Annotated in this window: 20 protein-coding genes and 1 tRNA gene; 15 read left to right on the top strand and 6 right to left on the bottom strand. The window is 37.8% G+C overall.

Annotated features, from left to right (window positions below; translation table 11 throughout):
- Positions 1-49 precede the first annotated feature (49 nt).
- Both KHA96_RS15980 and KHA96_RS15975 read left to right on the top strand, forming a co-directional pair.
- Positions 50-982 (top strand): ABC transporter ATP-binding protein, encoded by a 933-nt coding sequence (locus KHA96_RS15980; RefSeq protein ID WP_213130307.1) that lies wholly within the window; start codon positions 50-52, stop codon positions 980-982.
- Positions 975-2,201 (top strand): ABC transporter permease, encoded by a 1,227-nt coding sequence (locus KHA96_RS15975; RefSeq protein ID WP_213130306.1) that lies wholly within the window; start codon positions 975-977, stop codon positions 2,199-2,201. The genes KHA96_RS15980 and KHA96_RS15975 overlap by 8 nt, the downstream gene beginning before the upstream one ends.
- Positions 2,202-2,573: 372 nt before the next feature.
- Here KHA96_RS15975 and KHA96_RS15970 read toward each other — a convergent pair whose 3' ends face one another.
- Positions 2,574-3,464, bottom strand: coding sequence for a nuclease-related domain-containing protein (locus tag KHA96_RS15970; RefSeq protein WP_213130305.1), 891 nt, complete (start codon positions 3,462-3,464; stop codon positions 2,574-2,576).
- A 229-nt stretch (positions 3,465-3,693) separates the two neighbouring features.
- Between KHA96_RS15970 and KHA96_RS15965 the strand changes: the two genes are divergently transcribed.
- Entirely contained in the window at positions 3,694-4,245 is a 552-nt protein-coding gene (locus tag KHA96_RS15965) for a DUF3221 domain-containing protein (protein ID WP_213130304.1), read from the top strand.
- Between the two features lie 63 nt (positions 4,246-4,308).
- Here KHA96_RS15965 and KHA96_RS15960 read toward each other — a convergent pair.
- A tRNA-Pro gene (locus KHA96_RS15960) sits at positions 4,309-4,382 on the bottom strand.
- 74 nt (positions 4,383-4,456) lie between these two features.
- Between KHA96_RS15960 and KHA96_RS15955 the strand changes: the two genes are divergently transcribed.
- Positions 4,457-4,993 (top strand): GNAT family N-acetyltransferase, encoded by a 537-nt coding sequence (locus KHA96_RS15955; RefSeq protein WP_213130303.1) that lies wholly within the window; start codon positions 4,457-4,459, stop codon positions 4,991-4,993.
- A 48-nt stretch (positions 4,994-5,041) separates the two neighbouring features.
- Here the strand turns inward: KHA96_RS15955 and KHA96_RS15950 are convergent, their stop codons facing one another.
- A complete protein-coding gene (locus KHA96_RS15950; RefSeq protein WP_213130302.1) occupies positions 5,042-5,785 on the bottom strand; it encodes a GTP pyrophosphokinase in 744 nt (247 codons plus the stop codon).
- A gap of 133 nt (positions 5,786-5,918) precedes the next feature.
- Here KHA96_RS15950 and KHA96_RS15945 point away from each other — a divergent pair, with 133 nt between their 5' ends.
- The 7 genes from KHA96_RS15945 to KHA96_RS15915 all read left to right on the top strand — a co-directional run bounded on the left by KHA96_RS15945 (position 5,919) and on the right by KHA96_RS15915 (position 10,601).
- Complete coding sequence (locus KHA96_RS15945) at positions 5,919-6,302, top strand: GntR family transcriptional regulator (RefSeq protein ID WP_213130301.1); 384 nt, start codon at positions 5,919-5,921, stop codon at positions 6,300-6,302.
- Positions 6,299-7,207 carry an ATP-binding cassette domain-containing protein gene (locus KHA96_RS15940; protein WP_213130300.1) on the top strand — a complete coding sequence of 303 codons (909 nt, stop codon included), beginning with the start codon at positions 6,299-6,301 and terminating at the stop codon, positions 7,205-7,207. Before KHA96_RS15945 ends, KHA96_RS15940 begins: the two co-directional genes overlap by 4 nt.
- Positions 7,179-7,925, top strand: a complete 747-nt coding sequence (locus tag KHA96_RS15935) for a hypothetical protein (protein WP_213130299.1) — start codon at positions 7,179-7,181, stop codon at positions 7,923-7,925. Before KHA96_RS15940 ends, KHA96_RS15935 begins: the two co-directional genes overlap by 29 nt.
- The gene (locus KHA96_RS15930) at positions 7,922-8,611 is read left to right on the top strand and encodes a hypothetical protein (RefSeq protein WP_213130298.1); all 690 of its coding nucleotides are present in this window, start codon (positions 7,922-7,924) and stop codon (positions 8,609-8,611) included. The genes KHA96_RS15935 and KHA96_RS15930 overlap by 4 nt, the downstream gene beginning before the upstream one ends.
- Positions 8,612-8,650: 39 nt before the next feature.
- Entirely contained in the window at positions 8,651-9,205 is a 555-nt protein-coding gene (locus KHA96_RS15925; RefSeq protein WP_213130297.1) for a hypothetical protein, read from the top strand.
- A 21-nt stretch (positions 9,206-9,226) separates the two neighbouring features.
- A complete protein-coding gene (locus tag KHA96_RS15920; RefSeq protein ID WP_213130296.1) occupies positions 9,227-9,961 on the top strand; it encodes an SDR family NAD(P)-dependent oxidoreductase in 735 nt (244 codons plus the stop codon).
- Positions 9,962-10,028: 67 nt separating this feature from the next.
- A complete protein-coding gene (locus tag KHA96_RS15915; RefSeq protein ID WP_249315649.1) occupies positions 10,029-10,601 on the top strand; it encodes a superoxide dismutase family protein in 573 nt (190 codons plus the stop codon).
- A gap of 47 nt (positions 10,602-10,648) precedes the next feature.
- On the opposite strand, the gene KHA96_RS15910 is transcribed toward KHA96_RS15915, so the two are convergent.
- Entirely contained in the window at positions 10,649-11,437 is a 789-nt protein-coding gene (locus tag KHA96_RS15910) for a TIGR00266 family protein (protein WP_213130295.1), read from the bottom strand.
- A 187-nt stretch (positions 11,438-11,624) separates the two neighbouring features.
- Here KHA96_RS15910 and KHA96_RS15905 point away from each other — a divergent pair, with 187 nt between their 5' ends.
- From KHA96_RS15905 to KHA96_RS15890, 4 genes are all read left to right on the top strand, one after another.
- Complete coding sequence (locus KHA96_RS15905) at positions 11,625-11,987, top strand: DUF2089 domain-containing protein (RefSeq protein WP_213130294.1); 363 nt, start codon at positions 11,625-11,627, stop codon at positions 11,985-11,987.
- A 13-nt stretch (positions 11,988-12,000) separates the two neighbouring features.
- Positions 12,001-12,393 carry an SHOCT-like domain-containing protein gene (locus KHA96_RS15900; RefSeq protein WP_213130293.1) on the top strand — a complete coding sequence of 131 codons (393 nt, stop codon included), beginning with the start codon at positions 12,001-12,003 and terminating at the stop codon, positions 12,391-12,393.
- A 5-nt stretch (positions 12,394-12,398) separates the two neighbouring features.
- Positions 12,399-12,686, top strand: a complete 288-nt coding sequence (locus tag KHA96_RS15895) for a hypothetical protein (protein WP_213130292.1) — start codon at positions 12,399-12,401, stop codon at positions 12,684-12,686.
- Between the two features lie 107 nt (positions 12,687-12,793).
- Complete coding sequence (locus KHA96_RS15890; RefSeq protein ID WP_213130291.1) at positions 12,794-13,783, top strand: nuclease-related domain-containing protein; 990 nt, start codon at positions 12,794-12,796, stop codon at positions 13,781-13,783.
- A 695-nt stretch (positions 13,784-14,478) separates the two neighbouring features.
- On the opposite strand, the gene KHA96_RS15885 is transcribed toward KHA96_RS15890, so the two are convergent.
- Complete coding sequence (locus KHA96_RS15885; RefSeq protein WP_213130646.1) at positions 14,479-15,201, bottom strand: amino acid ABC transporter ATP-binding protein; 723 nt, start codon at positions 15,199-15,201, stop codon at positions 14,479-14,481.
- 1 nt (position 15,202) lies between these two features.
- A complete protein-coding gene (locus tag KHA96_RS15880; protein WP_213130290.1) occupies positions 15,203-15,865 on the bottom strand; it encodes an amino acid ABC transporter permease in 663 nt (220 codons plus the stop codon).
- Positions 15,866-15,891: the final 26 nt, after the last annotated feature.

The following is a 15,891-nucleotide window of genomic DNA, read 5'->3' as shown; positions in this document are numbered from 1 at the left end:
ATCCGTTCGTAGAAGATATTGTAGATGAATGAGAGGGTGAAATAATACGATGGAGACTATATTATCAGTCGAAGGACTGGGAAAGTCTTTCAAGCAAACACAAATAATTCGAGATATCTCCTTTGATGTAAGAAAAGGAGAAATCATGGCTATTCTTGGTCCAAATGGTGCTGGGAAATCAACAACAATTAGAAATATTATGGGAATCATGTATCCTGACGAGGGTTCTGTAAATTTTCATAACTATGCTGCCGGAGAGATTCCTCGCAATAAAATTGGCTACCTGCCGGAGGAGCGAGGATTATATAAGAATGTCAAGGTTTTGGACATGATTTTATATTTAGCCGAGTTAAAGGATTATCCGATTAAAAAAGCTAAAGAGCGGGCACTTGAGTATTTAGCGAAGCTTGGTCTTGAAGGGAAAGAGAAGGTTTCTGTTGAAGAGTTATCAAAAGGGATGGGACAGAAAGTTCAATTTATCGGATCAATTATTCACGAACCAGAACTGTTGATTTTAGACGAGCCTTTTTCAGGGCTAGATCCGGTAAGCCAGGAAGTTTTTAAGAATGAAATTAATGACCTTGCGAATAATGGAACAGCGATCTTGTTATCTTCCCATCAAATGAATATGGTAGAAGAAGTATGTGATCGTTTGTTTATGATCCACCGAGGTCAGAAAGTGATTTATGGAACGCTGGAAGATGTCAAAAACCAATATGCGAATTTTAAATGCACCATCCGTGGGAAAAATGAAATTTCGTTATTGGAGAAGCTTTCTCACGTAAGTCGCGTTGAGCAAAAAGGTGATGTTTCCGTTATTTATTTGACGCAGGATGTGGTTGTCCCTCTATGGCTTAGACAATTGCCTGAAACATTGAATATCCAGGAATTATCCATTGATCGAATTTCACTGCATGAAATTTTTATCGATGTAGCAACGGATCAACATGTCGTGAACGAAGGGGGTTTCGTGAATGCGTAATAGTTTAAAAGTGGCAAAATGGGAGATTAAAAGAAATATGATGAATAAATCGTTTATTATCTCTCTTTTATTAACTCCGGCCCTCTTTATGTTTTTCTTTTTTGTACCACAATTATTTAGTGGCGGGGAGAGTACGGACGAAGTTAATGTCTTTATTCTGGACGAACTACAGGTTTGGGATGACGTCACAGCTATTGTAGAGTCGCAGGAGTTAAACTGGAAATTACAGTTAACAGATCTAACTGAGTCAGAGATGCAGGATCAGATAGCTGGAACCGAAAATACAGTATATATTCCGCTTACAGAAAAAACATTAGACCAAGGTTTGATCAACCTATATATGAGTGAAGACGTTGGAGAAAATTTCACTTATGAAGCTTACACATTGGAAGCTCCTTTACGCCAACTCCAAATTGATAGGCTCGGATTGTCGGAGGATCAAAAAAATGTGATTGCAAAAGGCATCTCTGTACAGCAAGCAGACACGGGCGAACCTGTTGAAAGTGGGGAAGCTGTATCCGATGAAAGTGATCCACTTAAAAGAGTAATTCCAGGAGCTTTTGCAGGAATTATACTGTTTTCAATTGTCATGACAGGTATGATGATATTTACTTCTGCCTCCCAAGAAAAGAAAGAGAAAGTAGCGGAAATCATCTTGTCTTCCGTTACTCCAGGTGAATTAATGCAAGGGAAAATCATCGGCTACTTCGTATTAGGAATTACACAAGTAGTAGTGTGGCTAGCCGTGGGGCTGCCGCTCGTAGCTTGGAAGCTTGATTTGCCGTTGATGGAATACTTATTAGTTCCAGAATTATTATTATTACTAGTTCTGGCCATATCTGGGTATCTATTATTCTCGGCAATTTTTGTTGCAATTGGCGCCACAGTCGAGGATATGACCGCTACAAGCAATTTCCAAGGGCTAGTCATGATGCTCCCATTTTTACCACTAATATTTATCGGACCTATTATAGGAGACCCAAGCGGAATCATCGCCAAAGTCGGTTCTTTTTTCCCGCTTACATCACCAGCCGTCTGGATCATCCGCCTCTCTATGCTGGAAGAATGGCCATGGATTGAAATCGTAATAGCATTAGCCATTCTGTTCGTTACCATCTGGTTTATGATGAAGGCGGCAGGCAAAGTATTTAAAATTGGAATTCTCATGTACGGAAAAAACGCCACTCCGAAAGAAATTTGGAAATGGTTGTGGGCGTAGGGATATAAGGGCAGAAACTCTCGGGCAATGTTGAACCCGAGAGTTTTTTCGTTCTGTATATATCCGTTAAAGGCAAGATACTACCGATTATTGAAGTATTACTACCGAATGTAGTGATGTTACTACCGATTAATACCTATTTACTACCGATAAATGAAAGATTACTACCGATTAAAGTGTAATAGTACCGTTGGACAAAAGCACACCAACTAGTTGAAGGAAGCTGCCCAATATCAGTATCTATCACTTTATTTCCGCAAGAAGCGAATTTACTACCGATTATTGTAGTAATACTACCGAATCTCGGTATGTTATTACCAATTGTTACAAGTTTACTTCCGACTAGCACCCCGTTATTACCGATTTGCTTTTTTATCTATAAAATTCTAATTCTGAAAAATTTATTTGATACGTTCGATTTCGATATGTTCCCTCGCTAGAGAGGTTCATACCTTGCAAAATACGCGTAGCAGTTTGCGGCTTTTCAAGATGTAGAAATTCTCTACAATCTTTGTTTGTCATTTTGCCGCCATACAAAAGAAACCAATCCTTTATAGCTTTTATGTGGGCGGATTTGTTTGTGATTTTACAATGGGAACAAACCCAGCCTTTTTTATATTTGATCATCCCTAAAAAGCCACACGAAGGACATGCCACCCCCGTTCTAAAGTCATGTTTAAGGATATCGTATATTTCACAAATTGGTTTCGGGATATAGGGTTGATGACTTTCAAGCAGTTGAGATGTTAGGAAGTCCAAAGTTTTGACATCTATTTTCTGTGGGAGAGGATAGAGGGTTTTGATGTATTGTGGAACTAAATTTGGGAATAAAACTTTTGTACGTGTTGGCGCAACTTTTACGATTTGTTTTGGATATGCTAAGACAACGACACCGATAATTGGAATATCAACTCCCACCTGGCTTAAATACTCTTTAAGCAATATAACATTACGTTCTACTTGGGCGGCTGGGCAATCGAATCCATCAATTGTACCATCCAATTTTGTTCGAATTAATTGAGGGGGATTCTCCCTGAATTCAAGTATGCCGGAGATGTTTTTCACCTCCAAAATTAATGCGAATAGGCGGGTTGAAAATAATGTGTCCATTTGAAATTGTGTACCGGAAGTAAGTGAGAGGTCATGGAAAATGCGGTGTTCAATGGAGAATGAGTTTCGAAGAAGTACGTCTGCTACTCGGGACTCGCCGGCAATTCCTGCTTCTGCAGATGCTAATTTTGATGTGATGGTTGGAAGTAACACGTGGCCCTCAGATAACCGGCTGCGAGCAACTTCTAAACCTTGTAGACCGAGACTTTCGGATTTAAATTTTACTGTTCTTATCTTTATTTCCTCCTTTAAATATAGTAGTTAAATCGTAGCATAGAAGATATATAGGGACAATCCCTTAATCAAAGCTTTGATTAAATGAAAATGGAACGTTTCTAATTCGTTGCCGTCTAATTGAATAAAGGGAAAAAGAGGTGAGAAGATGAAAGTTCGATTTTTGTTGTTTCCTATGGTTATTTTTCTTCTTTTCATTCTAGCTGGCTGCTCATCCGATGATACAATTGCAAAGGCTGATTCCGAGGTTAATACAGTAAATAAACCGTCAAAAGAAGATGCCTATGTCGTCAAAAAAGAGGGCGAAAGTGTCTTGGTAGTAGACGCGAAACCGCAAGATTTTAGTGCGACGGGTGGTGAAAAAGAATTTTATAGTGCCATTGGGTTTTCCAATATAAAGGAGAAATTAGAAATTGGACAAAGAGTGTGGATCGAAGTTGATGGTCCTATTATGGAATCATATCCAGCGCAAGCAAAAGCAGGAAAAGTTGAAATCCTGCCTACGTATAAACCTGATAAAGCTGACTTAACAGAAGTACAAGTAGTAAGGGAAGCTATAAAAATTGCCGACACAAAATCAAAATGGTTTCCAGCGATTCGGTACGTTGAATACGAGGAAGAGGGGGATATTTGGAAGGTCGGAATTAAGCAGGAAGAAAATGAGTATGAACTAGTGATTAAAGATAAGGTTGAACAATAAAAAAATCCGTAGAAGCACATGCATGTTTTCGCGGACTTTGTTATTTATTAGCTTTATCAAGAATCGGGATGACAGGAATTGAACCTGCGACCCCTTGCACCCCATGCAAGTGCTCTACCAAGCTGAGCTACATCCCGAACATTCAATAATATTATATGATACTAGTAAAAAACATACAATGCTTCTTAATTTAATGCTAGGTGGTGAAAATATGGACAAACTACGTTTTTATAAATTCGAAAATGAAATAAATGATTTGGTTTCCTTTATGACAAATAATACTTGGGAATATCACGCAGACCCAAAACCTTCAACTGAATCAATTGTTAAAGCGTTCCATAATGGTTGGTATCAAGAGGGCAGGGAAACATACTGGGTTGAAAACTGCAATGAAAAAATCGGACTGATTATCATTCATGATATAGACGATACCATTCCTTTGTTCGATATTCGTTTAGCCAGGAATGCCAGGGGCAAAGGGATTGGAACAAAAGCTGTTAGATGGATGACGGATTATATTTTTAGTTTACCGGACAAAAAGATAAGGATAGAAGCGTATACCCGAAGGGATAACTTTGCTATGAGGAAAACACTCACAAACTGTGGGTTTGTAAAAGAAGGATATTTACGAAATGCATGGGAGAATAAGGATGGAAGTGTTTCTGACTCTATCTGCTATGCCATTATTCGAACTGATTGGGAAAACAAAGAACAAACGCCTATAAAACTTAATGATTTGCCTTTCTAAAACAAGCGCCCAGAGTGCAGGTTCTCTAGGCGTTTTTATATGCAATCTTTATTCAATTCTTTTCTGATACTCCGACAAAGCTTTCAAAAGGAAAGCAGGTATATCCCCATTTTCCAGGAAGGCAAGTCCCATGTCTTCTTTATTCTCCTCTTTAATTGCAGACACTTCTTTGTGGAGCCTTTCCATTTTACGGTCAAGCTCGGCAGCGACCAAGGCGGCATTTTGAAGTTCATTTGCGAGCCTTTCAGGAATATCCTTGTTGTATTTGTAATAAATTTTATGCTCCAAACTCGCCCAAAAATCCATTGCAATCGTACGAATTTGAATTTCTACATATGTATTGACGGTTCGATCTGACATAAAAATTGGAATTTCTACGATCATGTGAAGACTTTGGTAACCATTAGGCTTCGGGTTTTTTATATAATCCTTTAACTCAATAACCTTGATATCTCCTTGATTTTGCAGCATTTCGCTAAGGACATAAATATCAGAAATAAATGAGCACGTAATCCGAACTCCCGCAATATCCCTAATTTTTTCCCTGATTGAAACTAGAGATAAGTCGTATCCTTTCCGCTGCATTTTTTTAAAAATACTTTCAGGTGATTTGACACGGGATTTCACATGTTCAATTGGATTGTAATCGTGAATATAGTTGAACTCATCTGATAAAATATTGATTTTTGTATTGATTTCATCGCATGCAAATTTATAAGCCATCATAAAACGAGTCAGTTCCACTCGCATTTCTTTAAAACGATTGAGGTCAATAATATGATCATTTTCCATTAGAAGATCTTCCCTTCTTGCTGACTACTTTAGAAACATCGTACCATATTTAATTTGCATCTTGCATTTTTAAACATAATATTATATAGTACATTACAACAGTAATGCACTATGTCAGAGAGGAGGTAGCTGTGTGATATTAAACTCGGACAGTTCTAAACCGATTTATGTGCAAATATCAGAATGGCTAGAAAACGAAATTATTAGCGGAAATTTTAATACTGATGACAAAATGTACTCACAATATCAGCTTGCAGAGTTGTTCAATATTAATCCAGCTACAGCTGCAAAGGGGTTGAATATTTTGGCGGAAGAGCAAATTCTTTATAAAAAACGTGGCCTTGGAATGTTTGTGTCTGAAGGTGCACGAGCACGAATACTTGATAAACGAAAAAATGAAACGTTAAAAGAATTGGTTGAAGCATTGGTTATAGAAGCAAAGCGTTTAAGTGTTTCTGACGTGGAGTTAATTAAAATGATTCAAGAAACAAGTAGAAGAAAGGGTGAGGAAAAGTGAATGTAATACAATGCGTGAATTTAACGAAAAAGTATGGTCGGCATACTGTTTTGAATAATATGTCCTTTACGATACAAGAAAATAAAATTACAGGCTTGATTGGTCGAAACGGGGCAGGGAAAACGACTTTACTTAACATTATTTCAGGGTTTATTCATGAGACTTCAGGTCAGATTGAAGTTTTTTCCGAAACCCCATTCAATAATTTGCTCGTCTCAGCAAATAGTATTCATATTGATGATCAAATGACATTTCCGCCCTCTATGAATCTAGCAAGAATTTTAAATGAAGCCGCCCGTTTTTACGGAAACTTTAATATGGAACTTGCGGAGGGGCTTTTTAACTATTTTTCTCTTAATCCAAAGCAGCTCCATAACAATCTTTCAAAAGGGATGAAAAGTACGTTCAATATGATTTTCGGCCTGGCATCAAGATGTGCACTTACTATATTTGATGAACCAACAACAGGAATGGATGCGGCGGTTCGCAAAGATTTTTACCGCGCCTTGCTGAAAGATTATATCGCTTTTCCACGTACGATTATTATTTCAAGCCATCATTTGAATGAAATTGAAGATCTTTTGGAAGATGTACTTTTAATTAAAGACGGAAAAGCTCATCTTCATTTATCTATCTCGGAATTAAAGGAATATGCAGTAGGTATTCAGGGGAAAAAATCAGCAGTCGCCGGTTGGACGCATGGAAGGGAAATCATTTACAAGCAAGAAAGTCAAAATCGTACTTTTACAGTTGTACGTAATGATTTTTCCGAAAGTGATATTCAAAGTATAAAGCTCGACGGAATAGAACTTAAGCCAGTTTCATCCAGTGATGTATGTGTATATTTGACGAACTCGGATAAAGGGGGGATTGACGATGTCTTTAATCGAATTGAGTCTATCTGACGTCGTAAAAAAGCAATATCAATTTAAATTAAGAGCTTTTTTTGGTAGTTTTAGTTCCCTTGCTTTTATGCAATTATTGGGGTTGGTATTTTCATTAGGTGGTTCTGGAGGAATGGGATTTTCTAGTGAACATTATTCCATTCATATTTCGTATTATTCTGCGGAAACAGTTCTTATTTTTACGTTTTTATGGGCATTTCTTACAGCCATATTGATTACATCTAGAGCGGCAAGATATGATGACTTTTCATTCGTATCAAATCGTGTAAGCAGTAATATTGCTAATGCCTTGTTTCTAATATCAACGAGTGTTATCGGCGGAACTTCAGCTATGCTGTCTGGATATTTACTTCGAGTCATTACGTATTTCACCTCCGATGTTCAATACGGTATTGATAGTGGGCTAATCGGGGCACCAAAGGAGTTTTTTCTTGGGATTTTGGCAGCTGTTTTGTATATGCTTTTATTCAGCTCAATTGGATATATGTTCGGTATGCTTGTTCAAATAAACAAAATTTTCATTGTGTTACTCCCTTGTCTAATTATTGGTGCTTTCATTTTCTTAGGAATTACGAATGAAGGCATGGTAAAAGCTGTATTTGATTTTATTTTTAGAGAGTCCGTTTTTTCATTATTCCTCATAAAAGTGGTCGGCATTTCAGGCTTGCTTTTTGCGGGTGCTGCGGCGTTATCTAACAGAATGGAGGTTAGGAAATGACAAACTTAATAATATTGGGACCATTTCTTGTCCTTCTTGTCCTCCTTACTTGGCTTTTTGTAAGTAGTCGATTTAAATACATCTTTAAAAATAATAAGTTCGTAAAAATCTTTTTATTCACATATGCCGCTCTTTTGGTGTTATCTGTTTTTGTGTATGAAATGCTCCCTCATGAAATCAAGGAACTTCCGAAGGCCAAAGTGGTTAATTTAGATACATTAGACTCTGATGTTTTTAATGGAAGAATCGAAGATATTGATCCTTCCCTCATTCGTGAAGAGTGGAAGTTTGATTATAGTGATAAAGAGTTGCAAATACGTCAGGTGGAAGGCTATTTCGATGGTACGATTATAGTAGATAGAAAGCCTGAAAGTGATGGATTAATAGAATTAAAATATATAGCCGCTAGTAACCTAGATGGATTCGATGTAACAGACGAGATGTCGCCTTTGAATGCCGAGATTCAAAATAATAACTTAAATCTAAGTTTCAAATCTAGACAAAGAGGAATTAGTTTCACAACTTATAAAAAAGAATTTGTGATTAACCAGTTTACAGGTGGAATTGATCAAAATTTAGGTTCAGCGGGTTCATTCGGAGAGGCTAGGTACGTATTTTTAAAAATCCCGAGAGATCTAGAAATTGTTGAAGATGAGGATCTTTGGATCAACTATATAGATGAATAAGAGAGGTAAGTATTCTTTGCCTACAAGGGAGAAATCGTTTTGAAAAGTATAAAGTTAGCCATGCCAATAATCGCTTTAATCATTGTATACCTTTTGGCGAATTGGTTTTATCCATATTCTTGGGCAAGCATAAATAAGTCTTATTCGTACGATCAAGATAATGTTTCTGGAAAGGAATTCCTTGAAAAATATAAAGTTGCTAAGGAATTTGCTAAGGAACAAGATGTGGATAAAATATCTCTTGCGGTGGGGGATTTCTATAACACGATTGATAATTCGTTTATTGTTGAATTAGGAAAGCAGTCGATCTCTGTGCAAGAATTAGCTGCGCTTGAAACGACGTTAAAGCAAAACAGAAAATCTTTTACAAAATTATTAGCAGACGATAATGTTGAATTGATAGCAGAATCTAGGCAAGATCTATTAAAGGTAATTGATACGATCGAAACAACTGAAAACTGGCTCGAAGACATACAGCATCAATTTTTAGATAGGAAGACTTTGAGAAGATCGATTCGAAACACGCTTGTTACATTAGGATTTGCAAGTGAATTAACGGATGATTTTTACCATCGTTATGTAGAATCTAAATAACCATACTAGGATGTGAATGTAGTGCAAAATCTAGTCGTTGTCATTACAGGTGCTGCAAATGGGATTGGAAAAGGAATTGCAAAAGCTTATGCCGAACAAGGTGCGAAAGTGGTTTTGGCGGATATTGATATGAAGAGCGGGGAGGCTTTGGCAGAAAAGTTAGGACCGTGCGCCTTGTTTCAACAGTCGGATGTCCGCAACGCTGATGATATCGTGCAGCTTATGAAAAAAACAGTGGAACACTTCGGTAAAATTGATATTTTAATTAACAATACTGGAAAAGGTATAACCCGATCTCCATACGATTTATCAGTCGAAGAATGGGACGATGTCATCAATACTAACTTACGAAGCGCATTCCTTTGTGCTCGTGAAGCTGCGAAATATATGAAGGATAATGAAGTAGGTGGAGCAATTGTCAATATTGCCTCTACTCGTGCGTTAATGTCGGAACCGAATTCGGAAGCATATGCAGCTTCAAAAGGTGGGATTGTTGCTTTGACTCATGCCCTTGCAGCGTCATTCGCCGTAGATCGTATTACCGTAAACGCGATTTCACCAGGTTGGATTGAAACGGGTGATTATACAGCTTTAAGAGAAATAGATCATACGCAGCATCTCTCCCAGCGAGTAGGGAAGCCAGAAGATATCGCTCGAGCATGCCTTTATTTAACGAACCCATTGAACGATTTTGTAACAGGTATTAATTTAGTAGTAGATGGGGGAATGACTCGAAAAATGATGTACGCGGAATAAATTCTGTGTTTAAAATTTAAATTCTTGGCAATCATGCTAAGGATTTAAAACACAGGAGGTTTTTATTTTGAAAAAAGCAATAATGCTCATGACAACTTTGATTTTTACAATTGCTTTAACGGCCTGTGCCTCTGACAAAGAAGTGAATCCACATCAACAGGAAGAGGCTATTCCGGTTACGAGTCATACTCCGATTACTTCCAATATGGTTAACAGTGAAGGAGTAAAAGTAGGCACAGCGACTCTTGCGGAAACAACAGAAGGGGTAAAAATCCATCTTGAAGCAGAGGGACTTGAGCCAGGGACAAAAGCGATCCATATTCACGAAACAGGAAAATGTGAAGCTCCAGATTTTAAATCAGCAGGGGCGCATTACAATCCCGGACAAAGAGAGCATGGCTTTGACAATCCGAAAGGGTTTCATGCAGGCGACTTGCCAAACATAAAAGTAACGGATAAAGGGACTGTGAATGTCGAAATTACTGCTACAAATGTAACCCTTAAACAAGGAGAAAAAAATACGTTGATTGATGAAGACGGAAGTGCTCTTGTAATCCACGCCCAAGCGGATGATTATAAAACGAATCCAGCTGGCAATGCCGGGGATCGTCTTGTATGTGGAGTTATTGGCAAAAAATAAAATAAAAAACGGGGCTTGTCCAATTTTATTGGAGGCTCCATTTTATTTTATCGATCTCCACCTAAAATATTAAACAAGCCCCCAATTCCTCCTTCATCTTTCGAACCACCGCCCGCAGGCATTGCTGCAAACACACGGCTGGCAAGTCGTGAGAAAGGAAGAGATTGAATCCATACTGTTCCAGGTCCGCGAAGGGTCGCGAAAAATAGTCCTTCGCCACCAAATAAAGCGGTTTTTACACCTTTTACCATCTCAATATTGTAGTCAACGTCGCCTGTCATAGCCACGAGGCACCCCGTATCTACTCTTAATACTTCACCAGGACCTAAAACTTTTTTGTGAATTGTTCCACCTGCATGAACGAAAGTCATCCCGTCGCCTTCAAGTTTCTGCATGATGAATCCTTCACCACCGAAAAAGCCCGCACCAAGTTTTTTTTGAAATGCAATTCCGACAGCAACACCTTTAGCAGCAGCAAGAAACGAATCTTTTTGACAGATGATTCTACCACCATATTCACTTAAATCCAAAGGAATAATCTTCCCTGGATAAGGCGAGGCGAATGATACATTTTTTTTACCTGCCCCATCGTTTGTGAACATCGTCATAAATAAACTTTCACCTGTAAGAAGCCTTTTTCCAGCACCCATTATTTTTCCCATGAATCCATTACCTTCATTAGATCCATCGCCAAAAACTGTTTCCATTCTAATACCGTCATCCATCATCATTAAACTACCCGCTTCAGCAACTACAGTTTCGCTTGGATCAAGCTCTACTTGTACAAACTGCATGTCATCACCAAAGATTTCATAATCAATCTCATGATTATTCATTCATTCCACCATCCTTTTGTAATAGTACGGATTTCTCTCAAAAAAGGATTCAAAAGTTGATTTTTTAAATGTAATCCTAACGATAAATTAATTATTTTAATAACGTTATTAATTATTTTAATTTTAATGATTTACATTTTTAATTTTATGTATTATGATATTAACAACATTAAGAGAGGAGAAGATTATGGCATATCCCGTTATAACAAATTGTCCTGTATGCAGAGAAGCATTGAAAATCACAAAGCTGCAATGTACCCATTGCCATACAACGATTGAAAATGAATTTGAACTATCTAAATTGGCAACTCTTACTCAAGAACAGCTTTACTTTATTGAAATATTCCTCAAAAGCCGCGGTAACATTAAAGAAGTTGAGAAAGAATTAGGAATATCTTATCCAACTGTACGTGGTAAATTAAACGATATTGTAGCCGCTATGGGGTACGTCGAAAAGAAAAGCGAAGTAGATGAAAGAAAAGTTATTTCAATGCTTGAAAAAGGAGAGATTACTCCTGATGAAGCATTAAAAATAATAAAGGGAGACTAAGGAGGAAATGGAAATGAAAGATGAAATTACGAGAGTTTTAACAATGGTTCAGGAAGGAAAACTTGATTCAGAAGAGGCTGGAAAATTAATTCAAGCATTAAAGGAAAAAGACGCAACTCCAGCTAGAATAAAAGGATCGAATTATTTGGATAAAATGCTGAAAATACGAGTGGCGTCTGAAGAAGGCGATAATGTAAGTGTCAATTTGCCATTGCGGTTAATTAAGGTAGCGTTGAAAACAGGACTTAGCATTGCTTCAACGATTCCTGAATCCGCAAAGTATGTGAAAGATATCGATGTACTTGATGTTGACTTAATTTTAGAAGCAATTGAAAATGAATTATCAGGCCAAATAGTCGATGTGAATAGCTCAAAAGGCGAAAAAGTCTCTGTTGTCATTGAGTGATTGCCATGTTAAAAGTTAAGGTAAAACTAAAAGATAAACGTGAATTTACTGTCCCTCTACCATATGCTCTTTTACATGCAGGGGGTTGGATTGCATCTTCACCTTTGCTTTGGAAATTTGTTAATAATAAGGTTATTCAGAAAAACATAGAAGAAAATGCGAAATCTTATATCCCTGCGTCTATAGATCGAAAAGAAGTCAAGAAATTATTAAGAGAAATAAAACGATATCGTGGGCTAACCATTGTAGAAGTGAAAGATAAAGATGGAACTGAAGTGGTTGTAAGATTATAGCTGACGGGCATTCCATAGGCTGGGATGCCTTTTTAGTTTTTTCAAAAGAGGATAAATAGGAGTTTTGTAGAAGCATATCATTAATTATCATTTTTTGAGGTGATGAATTGGCTAAGAAAATACGAACCGTTCCTATTATTATTTTTATGCTCGAGGCACTTTTAATCAGGCTTCCGCAAAACCATCCTAAAAGAGTTGAAATCGAAGAAGAATTGTCCAGGCGCTGGGCAGGATTTCGTGGAGAGCAAAGTCTAGATTATTATGTTGAAAGTATTCCTGGTCGTGAAGAGTATGTTATTTTTCACGATATACGCCTACCGATTTCAAATGAAAAGTTCTTTCAAATCGATACCTTGATAATAAGCACTAGGTTTTTCGCGATTTTGGAAGGGAAAAACATTCTAGGCGAGTTATTTTTCGATCCCAATCAGTTAGAACGTAGATTAGACGATAAAGTAGATATATTCCCCAATCCAATTCTCCAAGCCGAAAATCAACAATATTTCTTAGCAGTTATGTTGGAAAAACACGCTATCCCTCGATTACCGAATGCCTCATTTGTTGTCATTACCAACTCAAAATCCATTATTAAACCGAATCCGAATTATCTCGCCGTTTCCCAAAAGGTCATACGCCCACCTGCTATTCGATCGAAACTAGATCTAATTACTAATAAATCCCGTAATCCCGTACTGGATAAAAAAGATATGCAGAAAATTACACGTTTGCTGTTAAAACTGCACACTCCCGCATGGCCGGATGTAATGGCGAAGTTTGGAATAATGGAAGATGAGCTGTTGCCAGGAATGTATTGCTTGGATTGTAAACGATTGTCAGTTAAAAGAATCCAAAGAAATTGGAGATGTATTATCTGTAAAAAAACGGATATAAAAGCATTATTCAAAACATTATTTGATTATACGCTACTTTTAGATTCCAGAATTTCTAACAGCAAGTTCAGGGAGTTTGCAGGAGTAACGTCAGTTCATATGGCTTCAAAAATATTAAAATCACTCAATCTCCCATATAAAGGTGAGCTTAGACATCGGGAATATGAATTAAGTGTAGAACAACTTCGAAAGCTATCAGATATGTGATTTATAAATAATCAGAATCATGTGTAAAACTAATAGGAGGCTAACATTCCAAGTGTAACAGCTAATAGAAATTGATGACGGCTAATAGCCCGAGCATAACGGCTAATAGAAACGAATGACGGCTAATAGCCCGAGCATAACGGCTAATAGAAACGAATGACGGCTAATAGCCCGAGCGTAACGGCTAATAGAAACGAAAGACGGCTAATAGCCCGAGCGTAACGGCTAATAGAAACGAAAGACGGCTAATAGCCCGAGCATAACGGCTAATAGAAACGAAAGACGGCTAATAGCCCGAGCATAACGGCTAATAGAAACGAAAGACGGCTAATAGCCCGAGCGTAACGGCTAATAGAAACGAAAGACGGCTAATAGCCCGAGCATAACGGCTAATAGAAACGAATGACAGCTAATAGCCCGAGCGTAACGGCTAATAGAAACGAAAGACGGCTAATAGCCCGAGCGTAACGGCTAATAGATACGAAAGACAGCTAATAGATTGGGCATAACGTCTAATAGAAACACAAAAACATCTGTTAGAATCACAAAAGGCATCTAATAGGACCGCATTACGCAGTAATTTCCAGTTCTCGATTAGACAGCTAGCTATTTACAGCAAAGAATACTTCCAAAAGAAAAACCGCCTTGAGATTTCTCTAAAAAGGCGGTTGTTTCTTCATGGTTTTTATTTTGTGCTACAAAATCTTACTCAAAAATTCCTGTGTTCTCGGATTTTCAGGTCGATCAAAAATTTGATCGGGATCGCCTTCTTCCATTACGATTCCTTCGTCCATAAAGATTACTCGGTCGCCGACTTCTCGAGCGAATCCCATCTCATGGGTGACGACGACCATGGTCATGCCTTCTTTGGCTAAGTCTTTCATGACTTGGAGGACATCGCCGACAAGCTCTGGATCTAACGCGGATGTCGGTTCGTCAAACAGCATCACTTTAGGATTCATCGCGAGTGCTCTGGCGATCGCCACTCGTTGTTTTTGTCCCCCAGATAGACTATCAGGAAAGTCATCTGCTTTATCGGCTAATCCAACCTTCTCCAATAGTGGAAAGGCTTCTCGTTTCGCTTCTTCGCTAGAAATCCCCTTAACTTTCATAGGTCCTAATGTGATATTTTCCAGTACCGTCATATGTGGAAAAAGATTAAAATGCTGGAATACCATCCCGACTTGAGAGCGTAAACGATTAATGTCTACTTTTTCTCCGGTAAGATTCTCACCATCAATAATCACATCACCAGAAGTTATATCCTCAAGCAAATTCAAGCAGCGAAGAAAGGTACTCTTACCAGAACCAGATGGACCGATGACACATACCACTTCATTTTCGTCAATGTCTGCATTGATTCCTTTTAACACTTCCAGCTCATCAAAGTACTTATGCAAATTGTTTACAGTGATCATACTAGACATCCATCTTCCTTTCTAGTCTTCTTAAAAAATATGAAGTTGGTATTGTAATAAGTAAATAAAGAACGCACACCATAGTTAATGTTTGAAAGGGTGTATAAGTTACGTTGTAATATTGCTTACCCATATATAAAAGTTCACCGACCGCAATAACCGAAAAAAGGGATGTATCTTTTAAACTAATGATAAATTGATTTCCTAATGGGGGAATCATGCGTTTAAAAGCTTGGGGCCAAATGATATAGCGCATCGTTTGTTTCTTGGAGAGGCCGATGGATCTTCCGGCTTCGTGTTGACCTTTATCGATCGAATCGACTGCGCCGCGAACAATTTCAGCTATATATGCACCTGCATTAATTGAAATAGCAATGATAGAGGCAGTAACCTTATCAATATTAACCCCGATCACTTGCTCGGTTAACCCTAAATAAATGAATAAAACTTGTACGAGAATAGGAGTTCCACGGATGACTTCAACATACACTGTACATAAGATCCGGATGTATTTTTTACTTGAGAGCCTTCCTAAACCAACTAGGGCGCCTAGGATAAATCCTAGAATAAGACCAACTACCGTAATAAAGATTGTCCAAACTAAACCCTTTAGTAGGAAGGGTAGACTTTGTATATAATGACTATCAATAAAAGCATCTAACATTCAATAAATCTCTCCCTTGGCTAAAG

Source organism: Bacillus sp. FJAT-49711 (assembly GCF_018343715.1).
Classification (GTDB): domain Bacteria; phylum Bacillota; class Bacilli; order Bacillales; family Bacillaceae_C; genus Lederbergia.
This window is presented reverse-complemented; position numbering and strand designations above follow the sequence as displayed.

Bases quoted from the DNA above. Each gene is read 5' to 3' on its own strand.
- KHA96_RS15910 (WP_213130295.1), bottom strand. From the start codon at position 11,437: ATGAATAATCATGAGATTGATTATGAAATCTTTGGTGATGACATGCAG.
- KHA96_RS15980 (WP_213130307.1), top strand. From the start codon at position 50: ATGGAGACTATATTATCAGTCGAAGGACTGGGAAAGTCTTTCAAGCAA.
- KHA96_RS15895 (WP_213130292.1), top strand. From the start codon at position 12,399: ATGTTAAAAGTTAAGGTAAAACTAAAAGATAAACGTGAATTTACTGTC.
- KHA96_RS15965 (WP_213130304.1), top strand. From the start codon at position 3,694: ATGAAAGTTCGATTTTTGTTGTTTCCTATGGTTATTTTTCTTCTTTTC.
- KHA96_RS15930 (WP_213130298.1), top strand. From the start codon at position 7,922: ATGACAAACTTAATAATATTGGGACCATTTCTTGTCCTTCTTGTCCTC.
- KHA96_RS15955 (WP_213130303.1), top strand. From the start codon at position 4,457: ATGGACAAACTACGTTTTTATAAATTCGAAAATGAAATAAATGATTTG.
- KHA96_RS15880 (WP_213130290.1), bottom strand. From the start codon at position 15,865: ATGTTAGATGCTTTTATTGATAGTCATTATATACAAAGTCTACCCTTC.
- KHA96_RS15905 (WP_213130294.1), top strand. From the start codon at position 11,625: ATGGCATATCCCGTTATAACAAATTGTCCTGTATGCAGAGAAGCATTG.
- KHA96_RS15885 (WP_213130646.1), bottom strand. From the start codon at position 15,201: ATGATCACTGTAAACAATTTGCATAAGTACTTTGATGAGCTGGAAGTG.
- KHA96_RS15935 (WP_213130299.1), top strand. From the start codon at position 7,179: ATGTCTTTAATCGAATTGAGTCTATCTGACGTCGTAAAAAAGCAATAT.
- KHA96_RS15950 (WP_213130302.1), bottom strand. From the start codon at position 5,785: ATGGAAAATGATCATATTATTGACCTCAATCGTTTTAAAGAAATGCGA.
- KHA96_RS15900 (WP_213130293.1), top strand. From the start codon at position 12,001: ATGAAAGATGAAATTACGAGAGTTTTAACAATGGTTCAGGAAGGAAAA.
- KHA96_RS15975 (WP_213130306.1), top strand. From the start codon at position 975: ATGCGTAATAGTTTAAAAGTGGCAAAATGGGAGATTAAAAGAAATATG.